We start from the raw sequence: 12,887 nt of genomic DNA on the forward strand, positions 1-12,887 counted from the left end.
CGGCGTCATTCGACGATTGGCTACGAAGCGCCGCTACCCTTCGAAACATTAACCGTTGCTCACGTCAGAGTGTCCACGGTTCGTGGGTAAGATCAATTGCAGCCTCATGCGACCGACCCTTCTCGGCCCAAGGCGGCGCGTGAGTCCTCACCGTAAGATGTCCGGGGTCCGACCGTGACGCGGCCGGTCGCCTGTAGATTGATGCGCACCTCGTCGACTCAATGTAGCGGGAGAAGCCGCGCACCCTTTCGCGAGGGATCCGATAGATACGTCGAAGCGAGTCGATCTCGAGGAGAAGTGCGCCGACACACCCGACCACGTCGTAACTGAAGTGGCTGAAGTACCCATTACCGCCCGTCTCATTCGGAACCTGCCATTGCACGGCGGCAAATGCAAAGTCAACACACTCGCGCTCATCGCACAGAAGCGCCGCAGCACCGTGGCGATCCGCTCGGCCACCGGGCTTCTTGACGGGTCGTCCGCAAAAGGCCTGTCATCTGACGATGGCCGCGTATGACTGAGAGCTTGGCGGTATCCGTTGTTCGCCCCTACGCCAGTCAACGCACGAGGATTTTCGCTTCAAGACGTCCTCGCTGGTGGATTTCTTAAACCCTCGGTGACGCCGCGCGATCTGCCCTCCCCCTGAGTGCCAAGGCCCTACGCTAATTCCTGCGTAATTCACCGTCCCTAGACTCTGCTCACGTCCTTAAGAAGCGCGCGACGTTCACCGGGCTCCATAACAGGCTCATACGACCACCGAAAAATCACTAAGCAACGGCCATGACCAAGATTCTCGCGACCCCCCATTTCAATCCTCGCCGACGCCTCTGTCTGCGCGCCGTTGCCACAGGGACCCTCGGTGCTGCAGGCGCCCTCGTCGCTCCTTCGACCTTTGCGTATCCAGGCCGACCCCACGATGAACAGGCGTACTACACGGGTCAAATGGCGCAGGCTGACTACTCGAACTGGATGAGTAAGTTCAGCCCCAGCAAGCGCCTCATCGACATGTCGATTCCGGGCACGCACGATACGATGGCCACGGTGAGTGAATATGGCCATGCAGCACAATGCCAGACAATGAGCCTCGCGCAACAACTGAAAGCCGGGATTCGTTTTTTTGATTTCCGTGTCGGCATCGCCCGCGCTCCATCCTTTCCTGCGAATGACTTGAGCTTCTGGCATGGGCCCGCTCAATTCGCCACGTGTCTAGGTAGAGATGCAATGCCGACCATTCGGAAATTCCTCGATGACAATCCTTCGGAGGCAGTCTTCATCCGGCTGAAGAAAGAACGCTCGGACGACGACAACAAGGAAGTGAATGACCGCTGCAGAAATATCCTGTTTGGGAGTAACTCGAGCTACATGTACCACTACCCGGGCAGACGCATCTCGGACGTGAGAATGGAACATGTCCGAGGGCAAATCGTTATCTTTAGAGACCTTGCTGAGGACGCGGATACATACGGCTTCAAGTACGGCTCGGATCCCGACGATACTCGCCGCTTCGGCATCGCAATCCAGGACAACTATGCGCTAAAGACCAACTGGGATTTGTACTGGAAATGGCAGCGAGTGCGAGAGTTCCTCGGCTGGTCCATTGGTGGCCCGGCAAGGACCAACCAACTCTACATTAATTTCATAAGCGCGGGCACGGGAAGCTATCCGTATTTTGTTGCGAGCGGCTACGACAGCATGAACGGCAATGCGCTGACCACTGGCTTACTGACGGTGACCGACAAGTACCCTGATTTCAAGAAATCAGGGGGATTCTGGTATTTCACCGGCACCAACATTCTGACCTATGAGGCGCTCAATGGCTTAGGACACGTCGGCGAGGCATTCCCGCAGCTGAAAACAATGAAAAACTTCGGCGTAATCATGATGGACTTTCCAGCGACAGGCCTGATCAAGTCGATCATCGACCATCAAGACGTTGCCTGAACGAAAGTCTCGACGTGTGATTCCCTTCGATCTGGAGTGGAACGATGGTCCCTTAGCCAAGGCAGCGTGTGCGTTGGCTCCCGACACGGCGGGGGCCTCCCAGGACAATTGCGGACTGCCTGGTGTGGTACCACGAAGCATTCAGCGCATGAGCGACAGTGGGACCGTTAAGCCAGATATCTACGTGTGATCGACTGCTTGACAAAGCAAAGGGACACCGAAGATCGAACCGCAAGCGGCCGTTCCTGGCCGGCCTCCGCCCAACGCCGTCGCCGATCGACCTAGAATCTTCCATTGCCCCAACGATGGTCATCCGATTGTGTTATCGCCGCAGACACGCTAATTCAAACCGCGTCGGAGTATCGCTATCTCAGCGTGGAGCGATGTGGTGAATGCCGCGACGAGCGGATTGCTAGGGCGGTGTTCGGGACGAATCAGGCTCACGCGAAACGGGAATGAAACCGACAGCGGGCGAATGTGCAAATTGTGGTCTGCGAACTCCAGCGCCGTTAGCGGATTGACAATCGCGAGACCCAAACCCTTGCGGACGAGGCTGCACACAGAAACGGCACTCGGCGTCTCCACGACAAGCCGCCGTGCGATTCCTAGCCTGGCAAAAGCATCGTCCATCTGAATTCGGTACGGGTCATTGGATCCGAGACTGATGAACGCTTGGTGAGCAAAGTCCGACAGATCGATCACGCGTTTCGCTAGCAATAACAGCCGGCTTCTCGCGCCGGAGGTTTTACTCGATGGCGACAACGCTCGCCTGATTCGGCACCGACAAACCATTGGTGATCTGCTTGCATTGGAAGAAGTGCGATAGCCGTTTCACATGTGTGAGCAGGTCGTTCGCGAGTTACGAGCGCTTCGAGGGTTTCGACTGCACGTCTTCCACGAACGTGTACAGGAATGTTGATCGGGCGACGAGCGTCCGCTTGGATTTCAACTGGCTCGCAGATCCGTCTCGTTACCCTCGATCGACCCGAGAGCGCGCATCCGCTCTCTGAATCTTCGCGACTTTGCGACGTAGGCGAGCGCATCGCGCGTCGCATCGACTCGGGTCTGATCGGAGAGCGTGCGCACGACCTTCGCAGGGCACCCGACGATCAACGATCGTTCAGGAAACTGCTTTCCTTCGGTGACGACTGCGCCCGCACCGACGACCGATCCATGACCGATCACCGCACCATTCATGACAATCGCACCCATGCCGACGAGCACCCCATCACCGAGCGTGCATCCGTGCAGAATCGCGCGATGACCCACCGTGCAATCCTCCCCGATATGCAGCGGACTGCCGGGATCGCTATGCAACACGGCGCCATCCTGAACGTTGGTGCGGGCACCGATCTCGATCCATTCATTGTCTCCGCGGATCACGGCGCCGAACCAGACACTGACGGCCCGTCCCAGCCGGACCGCCCCCACGACCTGAGCCTGCGGCGCGACCCAATAGTCTGTTTCGTCCGCGATCACGGGCGTTACATCGTCGAGCGAGAAGAGGGTCATCGATTGTCACCGTGGAGCAAGACATTGTCGGCGTGAGCCGGATCTGCCGCGCACTGAAGCGCTTGTTCACGAACCGTCGGGAATGCAATGAGCGTCTTGACTGTCGCCGTGGACCACAGTGCATGCTGCTCGAGTGCATTGAGTACTTTCTCCGCGTTGAGCGGATCGCCGCCGAAGAGAAACACGTTATCCGTGACGCCGATATCCCCACGTCCAAGCACGTCCTGCCACACCGAAAGCAAAATGCCTTCGATACTGCCGACCGGTGGTCTTGACAAAGGCGAGAGTCGGTCAGCGAAGTGACGCCGCATGTCGCGGCGTACCGCCTTGCCCATCGCGTTCTTCGGAATTGAATCGACGAGAAGGATGACGCTCGGCACCTTAAATGCGCTCAGACGCGCCCCCACGAAGGCACGCAACGCGTTTTCAGAGACGCAAGCCTGTGCACGTGTCACCACCGCGGCGACGACATCTTCGCCCTGCGTGGCATGCTCGACCGAAAACGTGACGGCCTCGGCCACCTGATCATGTTGGCATAGAACATCATCGATCTCTGTCGGAAACACCGAATGGCCGCCGCGTTTGATGAGTTCCTTGATCCGACCGCATACATAAAAATATCCGTCGCGATCGATCCGCCCGATGTCCCCCGTCCTGAGCCAGTCGCCCCAAAACGCGTCCCTCAAACTCACATCGTCGCCAACGTATTGGCGAATGACGCTTGGCCCGCGAATCAGGATCTCTCCCTCGACATCGGTCCCGCACGTTTGACCCCGTGCGTCGGCGATGCGAATCTGCGCACCGAACGGAATTCCCACCGAACCGAACTTCCGCCGCATCGGCGGTAGCGGGTTCGAACAAATCATCGACGCCGACTCGGTCAAGCCGTAGGTTTCGATCAGCGGTACGCCAAAAATGGCCTCGAGTTCCGCGATGGTGGAAGGTGGCAAAGGTGCCGATGAGGCACGGAAAAAGCGTAGACGGTCACGCGGCGGCGGCGCGAAAGCGTTGCGATAAAAGTCACGCAACGAAAGATGTGCCGCAGGCGAAGCCGTGAACCAGGTCGGCTGCAAGTTGCGGTAGGCCTCGTCAAACATCGATGGCAGAAACGATTCGAGGCATCGAATCGACGACCCCGCAAACAGCGAACTCATCGCGGCGCTGATCAAGCCATGCACGTGGTGCAATGGCATCGGCGTCAGACACACATCAGCCTGACCCAGTCCAAAGGCATCGCCGATCGCCATTGCGGCCGCCGCAACGTTTGCGTGCGTCAGGCCCACGATCTTGGGCTTCGACGTGGTGCCCGACGTCTGCATCATGATGGCGATCCGCGTCTCACTCCCCGCGGGATACACGATTTGATGGCGGTCATCGTCGCCCGCGAGCGATTCGAGCTCGAAGCCGACGCGGGGAAGCCCAAATCGACCGAATGCCGCCGATTCCGATGCATCACGCCGATCGACATAAAGCACGATCGAAGGATTGAGGACTCGGACGGCAGAATCCATCTCTTCGTCGCGTAGCTTGATATCCAAGGGGCAGCAAATGCCCACGGACGAGGCCGCCAAAAAGCCTACTAATCCTGCCGCGCCACGCGCCATCGGAAATGCGATACGCGTCGTCTCCAACGCACCCGCATCTCGCAGTCGATCAGCCAGTTGATCCACTTTAGACAGCAACGCTCGATAGGTCATCGGTCGCTGATTGTCGATCCACAGTGCGCAACTCTCCGGGTCGATGGTCCGACGCTTCTTGAGCATATCGACCAAGGTCCCGACAGGATGGCAATCGGCATGGGTATCAGACATATGAACTCCTCTTGCGAGACGACGAATAGAAATGAAGGTTCACCGCTTCGGCGGGTCGATCGCGCACGGTCAGTGCCTCGATCGTGTTCCAGGACAACACGACGTTATCGGCGCTCGGTCGGGCCGCCCAGAGTGGCTAGCTCGAGGTCCTCACGCAGTCGACGGTTTTCCTCGGTCAGCGCCAAAATCTTGCGTTCGAGTGCCCAGATTTTTCGCTCATAAAAGCGGACTGTCCGCGCGGTCGCGCGTGCGCCCGTCCACTCTCCGTTGTCGTATTTGGCGAGCCAACAATGCAGAAGATTGGCGGACAGCAGATAGCGACGTTGCGCTTCGCGACGCCCGATCTTTCCGGTGCGGATCGCCGTCACGATGTCCAACTTGAGTTGCGGCGAAAACTGTCGTTTCTGCGTCATGGATCTGAACGGGCACTTTTTGAAGCCCGTTTCCGCTAGGCAGCCTGGCGAAGAAACGAGGGTTATCGACCTGAGAATGGGGCGACCGGACGCCTTTCCAGGAATGCATTGACGGCCTCGCGAAAATCGCTCGTCAGATAGAGCTTCATCGGATCGGTTTGTGCCGCAATCTCTCGACAGAGACTCTCGATAAACCACCTGCGCGCACGCACGGTGGCTCTGACACTCAACGGCGGGTTTTGCGCGATCTCGCTTGCCAACTGAAGCGCCACGGCTTGCGCCTCTCCAACCTCCGCGAGACGCGTCACCAAGCCCTGCGCGTGCGCTTCCTCCGCCGTGAAATAGCGTCCGGTCAGTGCGACTTCGGTGCCAAATGCCGTCGCGCCGCAAAAGCGAAGGAGCCCCCAATACCGCGCGCCGCCGAGGCCGCGCGGCGTCTCCGTGATTTGAAATTGCGTACCGCGTTCAGCGACGAGCAAATCCGTCTCGAACGCGATGCCCAATCCCAGGCCGAGCACATGACCGTGAACCGCTGAAATGACAGGCTTCCAGTTCACCGACCGATTGAATAGCTGATAGGAATGCGCATCGGGCTCTTGAGGGCCGCCCAAGCGCTCGAACTCTTCGACCGTTCGCGCCTGCCGTTCGCGAACATCGGCACCCGTCGAAAACGCGCGCCCGGCGCCACTCAGGACGGCCACTTGCGCATTGGCATCCTCGTCGAAACGCCGCAATGCGGCCGCCAAGTCTCGTACGAGTTCCGCGTTGAAGGCATTGAGCTTATGCTCGCGTCGCAAAGTGATCGTTGCAACTGCATCTCGGCATAGATAGTCGACGAGGCAGCCGTCGCGCATCGAAGTTCGCATGAGATCCGCCGCCCGACGTCAGAGCCAATAGCTCTTGTGAATGATGACCCAGCGTCCCTTGACTTTGGCGAGATTGAACAAATCGGAACCCTGGGGTTCTTTGCTGCCCATCACGAACCGAAAGTCGACGCGTACACTGGCGAGATGCCCAACGCGCGACACCTCGATGTGCTCTGCGATCTCTTGCGCGTTGTCGAATTTTTCGTGCAACGACCGGATCGTGTCGACGAATTGATCGAGAGAAATCGTTCGAACCTCATCGCCGCGAACGTAGTAGTGCGCAATGTTGGCGTTGGCGTCAAAGGTGCTTCGGAACAGCGCTTCGTCCCAGGTCCTGACCGCTCGCAAATAGTCGTCCATCAGTGCGCGAATTTCCGATTCCGCGGTGACGTCTTGCACATCGGTGTTCATACTCATTTCCTTCGGTTAGATTGAGCGTGTCCGACGGGACACCTCAGTGGTGAACATGCCGCTATCATTGGGCGGCTAAAAAGCTCGCACAATGCGGCATTTCTTGAGCGAGCCTTAGCTTTTGACTAAGGGTCTTGGAGATGGCGATGCGTTTTGATCTGATCGACTTGCAGTTGTTCTTGCGCGTCACGCAAAGCGGCAGCATCACTGCCGGCGCAAAGCAACTGCATATGACGCTCGCCTCGGCCAGCAGCCGACTGTCCGGCATGGAGGACCTGCTTGGTACCGCCCTGCTCGATCGCCATCCGCGCGGCGTCACACCGACTGCCGCCGGTCGCTCGCTGGCCCATCATGCGGCTGCCATCGAGCGTCAACTTGATCTGATGAAAGGCGAGCTTGGCCACTACGCCGAGGGTCTCAAGGCCGAATTGCGTCTGTTATCGAATACAGCGGCGCTCAGCGAATTTCTGCCGGATCTCTTGAGCGAGTATCTCGGCACGCACCCCAATGTCGACATCCGGCTCGACGAGAAATCAAGCACGGAGATCGTTCAAGCAGTCTCGACGGGACGCGCCGACCTTGGCATCGTCGCCGACACGGTCGATCTCGGAGACATGCAAGTGATCCCTTTGTGGCGCGATCAACTCGTCGCCATCGTACCGGCTGCGCATCCACTCGCTCACGCGGAGGAAACGTCTTTCGAAACGCTGCTGACCTACGATTTCATCGGACTGACCCAAGGCAGTGCGTTGCAGGAGCACCTTTTCAGGCATGCGCAGTTGTGTCATCAGGATTTGAAATTGCGCGTGCGACTCAGAAGTTTCGAATCGATCTGTCGACTCGTCGAACAGGGGATTGGAGTGGCGATCATTCCCGACACCGCGGCACGTCGCCATCGGGAACGTTCTCAGATCAAGGTCATACCGATCAAGGAGTCATGGACGAGCCGACGACTGTGTCTCGTCGTGCGCGATCTCGATGCGCTTCCGTCTCATGCGAGATCGTTCGTTGAACTCGCACGATCCCGCGCGCGGCACGCAGATGCCGCCGAAAGCTGAAATAGTCGTCGGGTCTCGAGTTCGTGTAGCTGGTGCGGTGGCGCACTCATACATGGCTTTCATGCGCGACGTCGGTGCAAGCCAGACGGACGCACTGGCGGGCCCGGGGCATGACATCCGCGCGAGCGTCGAAAATCTTTTGATACACCGCGTGGCGCCAAGGTGAGGTGTGCATCGACGCCATCGCGTGCGGTATCGATCGATGGATTGACACACCCGTATGACGCGACATGCCAAGTGGTATGTCCATTGCGTTGAGAAGCCGCCGTCAGCGAGCGAATCGCATGCTGGCCCTCTCAACCTCTGGAGCCACCCACTTGGCCTCTCGCATGCATAGCACACAGGAAAGCGTCGTGATGCCACGCAAAGGCATCATCTTCGGCATCGTGATTGGCCATTCGCTCGAATGGTATGACTTCATGGTGTTCACATCGTTTTCCGTCACGATCTCGCACCTCTTTTTCCCCGGCCATTCGCTTTACGAATCATTGCTCACGACAACGGCCACGCTCGGCGTGGCATTCATCGCGCGACCCATCGGCGGGGTGTTACTCGGGTTGTACGCCGACCGACGAGGCCGGAAAGCTGCTCTCACGCTCGCGGCGTGTCTGATGACGCTCTCGATGATGATCATCACGTGCGCGCCGACCTATGCGGCGATCGGCATCGGAGCTCCGATGTTGATTGTCGTGGCTCGACTGCTGCAAGGGCTATCTGCGGGTGGAGAGTTCGGTAGCTCGACTTCGCTGCTCGTCGAGTTGGCGCGCCCCGCCCGTCGCGGACTTCACGGAAGTTGGCAAATGACGGGCCAGGCCATCGCGATCCTCGCTGCGACGCTGATCGGCGCTCTGATGAATCAGCTTCTCGCAAAGTCGTCGATCGAACAATGGGGATGGCGCATTCCGTTCGCGATCGGCACGCTGATCGGGCCGGTCGGATTTTTGCTTCGACGCGACCTCGATACGCATCGTGCGTTGTCGAACGTCGACGTCGAGCACGCGAGCGAAGCCGTCTCGCTTCACGTGATCATTCGCACCGAATGGCGTGCGCTGATTCGTGCAATCGGGGTCGTGATCGCCCTCCCCGTCAGCATTTACATTCTTCTGAGCTACCTGCCCGTTTATACGACGATGGAGCTCAAGCTCCCTGTGGTCGATGCGTTTTTTGCCTTGGTCGTAGGTTGCACGTTGCTCGCGATCCTTGCGCCCTTGGCCGGTGCGCTATCCGATTACGTGGGACGGAAACGGCTCACGATCGCGGCGCTTGTCGGCACGTTGGCGATCATCTATCCGCTTTATGCATGGCTCTTGGAATCACCGAGCTTGACCAGGATGATGCTAACCCAATCGGCAATGAGCATTGGCCTCGCCGGATACTTCGGCCCGTACGGTGCTTTGCTCGCTGAAATGTTTCCGTCACGGCATCGGGCGACGTGTCTCTCGCTTGCTTACAACGTTTCGGTTACTTTATTTGGCGGCTTTGCGCAGGTATTCGTGATGTGGATCACACATCGGACGGGTAGCTCACTTGCGCCGATCTACTACGTCATGTGCGGCCTTGCCGTCTCGCTCGCGTCGGTCATGACCATCGGACCGAAACGCGTCCGCGCGTTGGCCACCGAACACGAACACGTGCTTGCGGAAGGGATGGCGCTCCAGGAAAGCCGGCGTTGAGGCGCCGACGGTCGCGGAAATCGCGCACCTTTGTGTCCAACCTCGGTACATCGTCTCGTCGGCACTGCCGTGCAACGCGCGAACTCGATTGGGTGGCTCAAGGTGCGCGACGATCCGACGGTGAGACGTGGCGAGTGGCCAGCTCGACCTCGCTACATAGACGAATGTGTCAGGCCACAACTCCCTCAGCCTCGCCATCGAACTCGGATTCCCGCTCGGAGCAGGGCTTGGCATGGGCGAGGTCAACAAGGTCTTGCGTATGCTGATCGAAGGTGCCAACGCGTAAGCCTCGTGTGACCTGCGTGTATCAAAGCGAGCTGCGGTCGTGGCGATGGGTCGTTCGCGCTCTACCCTGCGTGCATGGCGCTACACCGGCAAATTCGAAGTTGTATCGTTCAAGATGCAAGAGCGACGGCGGCGTCCCAAACCAGCGGCGCGCTTCACTGACGTTCAATCCGTGCGCCGCGAGGCGAGGCGAGGCGATCATTCGAGCTCGCGACCGCGCATCGCTCGCGTATCAATGGGGTGCCGTCGGTTCCGTGCCATCGATGCCTTTCCTTCGGCATTGGAGGGGGGCCGTTCCCGACTCAGAGCGGGCATAGATCAACGGTGCGGGTACGTCCGCTTAGCGAGCGAAATCGGCTATTCGATTGATCGCGGCGCGACAAAGCGACGTAATGCGCTCTCGCGCGGCATTCGTACTCTCGCGCTCGTTGCCGTTGAAGCGATGTCCATGCTCAGACATCAGATCTAGTAAGTACACGGCAACGTAAAGCCGAAAAATTCGGTCGTCAGAGTAGCCCCCATGATGCAGAAGCCCGTGTGCATATATGCAAGGCAAGCCCTTCACCATCGACGCGGTCAGCGTAAGCGCAATCGGATATCGAGCATCACCGAAACACAGATCGTCTACATCGACGATGCCCGAAAGCTCGCCGTCATGCGTCACCAGCACATTCTTCAATGTTGCGTCGTGCAAAAACGGGACAGCAGGGATGCTGTTCAACTCTTCACGCACTAGATCGGCCGATATCTTTATGCTTCTTACAAACGAATAGTCGAAAATACCGGCGTGCAGAATACGCGCTTCGGATCGCGCGATGTGTTGACGCACTACTTCGTTCCAACTGCGATGCGGCGCATCCTCGGATGTATTGCGTAGCCGAATCGCCCCTCGCCTTCAATGCTCGATACGCAGCGTTGAGCGTTTGCCACGCCCATCGCGACACGGTCAATCGCATCGTTGGAAAGGTCGCCCAGCACGTCGCCAATATCGGTTCCAGAGAGGCGCTCAAGCAACAACCAAGGGAATCTGTCTTCAACTCCACTGGAAACAATCTCGGGCAGCGGCACCCCTAACGGTCTCAGTTTTGCCGACAAGAATTTCGCACCAACCATTGCCTGGCGTTGTTCAGGCACGGTCATACGGATGACCAGAGATGCGCGATGCGTGAACGAAACTTCATACACATAGTGTTGGATGCCGTTATCAAATCGCCTTGCGGCGATAGGGCGCTCACCGAGGCACCGATGGACGATCTCAATCGCAGCCATTTCATCCGGAATGGACATCGACACCCCCGGAAGACGCGTTCAGACCAGACAAATGGTATCTGCCCACTTTACTTTGCGCATGGCGAATCCAACGCGCCGACAATGACCGATCTTCCGCTCATTTCGGACGTCCGCGACGTTCGACCCGTTGACCGCTCCTGGCCGATCGCAGTCTGTCAGGTGTCATGGTCGCACTTGTTCGTTAGGCTACACCGCTAGCCTTGCCCGCTGACACGCTAGCAAAGGTCAATCATTGTGGTAGCGGATCTTCTGTCCCGCGAAGCCGATTCTCAGAATCAATCATGCGCCGCTTAAGGGGTGGTACGTTGTTGACCACACGCATCGCCGTACGCATCACGCCGAGGGCGAGACGCCCAACGATTGGCCGATGAATCGCGTCGTGCTCGTCAAACTGCTTACGCGATTCGGCGACCGCGTGAAATCCGTAGCGACGCATTTGCGCTTCGTAATCGGCGACTGCTTCCACGAGCGGAAGCTCTCTTCGCGCGATACGCTCGAGTTGCGAGCAAAGCAGTTGCGCATCACGCAGTGCCGTATTAGCGCCGACACCCTTGCCAGGCGTCATAAGATGAATCGCGTCACCAAGCACGGTAATGTTCGAGCTCGGCCAGGAATCGACAGGCACTGACGTGCGGACATCGATAGCGAACGTCGTCGACAAGTCTGACGCCCGGATCAACGCTCGCAGATTAGGGTGCCAGCCATCGGTCATCTGCATGGCGAGCGCGAGTCGAGCCGGCGCTTCGAGTGTCATCGGATCGGCCGGGAGGTTGCGACGCGCGCCCCATACCGCCCACATCAGATAGTCGCGCGTGTTGTCGTAGAGCAGGCCCGGCAGATGCGCGATAAGCACCTCGTCGTTACCACCGATGCCCGACTTGACGCCGGCGCCGTTCCCGTTGAACTCCATCACGTGGATGATTGCGCCATAGCCCTTCGGAGCGGAAATCAATGTAATGCCGTCGAGCACCTTGGGCGGCAGCAGCGCGCGGTTCTCTTGGGTCATCGGCACCTTGGCCGCGATACTCACAATGCCAGTGTTTTCAAGCTTGGCGTGCGGGAGCAACTGCCGCCGTACCTTCGAGCGCGCACCGTCCGCGCCGACGAGAAGTTCGGCCGTCGCGCTCGTACCGTCGGTGAAGTGCGCCGTCACCTGGCCGTCCGCGTGCTGCTCATATTTGACGAAGGTTTTGTCAAAGTGCACGCAGTCTTCGAGGCCCGTTAGCAAAACCTGGCGCAACGTCATCCGGCTCACGGATCTGCCGCCGCTGACCTCACTGTCACCGATCCCGACCGACAACAACTCCGACATGCGTTCGGTCAGCATGTTGAAGTGCCCAGGGGAACGTGCACATGTGGCGAGGAAGGTCGCGAAGAGCTCGGGCGGCAGCGACGCCTTCAAAGCGCCCAAGCCATGCGCATTAATGCCGATGCGATAGCCATGTAGGCCGTCGGCACGCGTGCGATCTCTTTCATAGACCTGAACCGCGATACCGGCGCGCCGTAATCCGTGTGCGAGACACAGGCCACCTTGATCTTACCCACGAACCGTGGACACTCTGACGTGAGCAACGGTTAATGTTTCGAAGGGTAGCGGCGCTTCGTAGCCAATCGTCGAATGACGCCG

General features: G+C 58.7%; 11 protein-coding genes and 1 pseudogene. 3 read left to right on the forward strand and 9 right to left on the reverse strand.

All coding sequences use genetic code 11. The annotated features are described in order from the left end of the window. Positions 1-780 precede the first annotated feature (780 nt). A complete protein-coding gene (locus tag D7S86_RS28725; RefSeq protein WP_121091555.1) occupies positions 781-1,941 on the forward strand; it encodes a phosphatidylinositol-specific phospholipase C domain-containing protein in 1,161 nt (386 codons plus the stop codon). A 339-nt stretch (positions 1,942-2,280) separates the two neighbouring features. Here the strand turns inward: D7S86_RS28725 and D7S86_RS28730 are convergent. From D7S86_RS28730 to D7S86_RS28755, 6 genes and pseudogenes are all read right to left on the reverse strand, one after another. Then, positions 2,281-2,658, reverse strand: a pseudogene (locus D7S86_RS28730) (LysR substrate-binding domain-containing protein); the annotation flags it as partial. Positions 2,659-2,886: 228 nt separating this feature from the next. Then, positions 2,887-3,453: a gamma carbonic anhydrase family protein gene (locus tag D7S86_RS28735; RefSeq protein ID WP_121091557.1), complete on the reverse strand. Its 567-nt coding sequence runs from the start codon at positions 3,451-3,453 to the stop codon at positions 2,887-2,889. Next, positions 3,450-5,264, reverse strand: coding sequence for a non-ribosomal peptide synthetase (locus D7S86_RS28740; protein WP_121091558.1), 1,815 nt, complete (start codon positions 5,262-5,264; stop codon positions 3,450-3,452). The genes D7S86_RS28735 and D7S86_RS28740 overlap by 4 nt, the downstream gene beginning before the upstream one ends. Before the next feature lie 104 nt (positions 5,265-5,368). Then, positions 5,369-5,677 carry a transposase gene (locus D7S86_RS28745; RefSeq protein ID WP_121091559.1) on the reverse strand — a complete coding sequence of 103 codons (309 nt, stop codon included), beginning with the start codon at positions 5,675-5,677 and terminating at the stop codon, positions 5,369-5,371. Positions 5,678-5,739: 62 nt separating this feature from the next. After that, on the reverse strand, positions 5,740-6,543 hold the full coding sequence (locus tag D7S86_RS28750; RefSeq protein ID WP_121091560.1) for an enoyl-CoA hydratase/isomerase family protein: 804 nt from the start codon (positions 6,541-6,543) through the stop codon (positions 5,740-5,742). 18 nt (positions 6,544-6,561) lie between these two features. Beyond that, positions 6,562-6,954, reverse strand: coding sequence for a nuclear transport factor 2 family protein (locus D7S86_RS28755; protein ID WP_158602126.1), 393 nt, complete (start codon positions 6,952-6,954; stop codon positions 6,562-6,564). A gap of 146 nt (positions 6,955-7,100) precedes the next feature. Here D7S86_RS28755 and D7S86_RS28760 point away from each other — a divergent pair, with 146 nt between their 5' ends. Together D7S86_RS28760 and D7S86_RS28765 are read left to right on the forward strand one after the other, a co-directional pair. Then, positions 7,101-8,012 carry a LysR family transcriptional regulator gene (locus D7S86_RS28760; protein WP_205962907.1) on the forward strand — a complete coding sequence of 304 codons (912 nt, stop codon included), beginning with the start codon at positions 7,101-7,103 and terminating at the stop codon, positions 8,010-8,012. A 317-nt stretch (positions 8,013-8,329) separates the two neighbouring features. Beyond that, positions 8,330-9,685 carry an MFS transporter gene (locus D7S86_RS28765; RefSeq protein ID WP_420813319.1) on the forward strand — a complete coding sequence of 452 codons (1,356 nt, stop codon included), beginning with the start codon at positions 8,330-8,332 and terminating at the stop codon, positions 9,683-9,685. 625 nt (positions 9,686-10,310) lie between these two features. Here D7S86_RS28765 and D7S86_RS28770 read toward each other — a convergent pair. From D7S86_RS28770 to D7S86_RS28780, 3 genes are all read right to left on the reverse strand, one after another. Further along, a complete protein-coding gene (locus D7S86_RS28770; RefSeq protein ID WP_158602127.1) occupies positions 10,311-10,799 on the reverse strand; it encodes a phosphotransferase in 489 nt (162 codons plus the stop codon). Beyond that, on the reverse strand, positions 10,799-11,257 hold the full coding sequence (locus D7S86_RS28775) for a hypothetical protein (protein WP_147432522.1): 459 nt from the start codon (positions 11,255-11,257) through the stop codon (positions 10,799-10,801). Before D7S86_RS28775 ends, D7S86_RS28770 begins: the two co-directional genes overlap by 1 nt. 232 nt (positions 11,258-11,489) lie before the next feature. Next, positions 11,490-12,785, reverse strand: a complete 1,296-nt coding sequence (locus tag D7S86_RS28780) for an FAD-dependent oxidoreductase (RefSeq protein ID WP_121091565.1) — start codon at positions 12,783-12,785, stop codon at positions 11,490-11,492. Between the last annotated feature and the right edge of the window lie 102 nt (positions 12,786-12,887).

This window comes from Pararobbsia silviterrae, assembly GCF_003628125.1.
GTDB lineage: Bacteria > Pseudomonadota > Gammaproteobacteria > Burkholderiales > Burkholderiaceae > Pararobbsia > Pararobbsia silviterrae.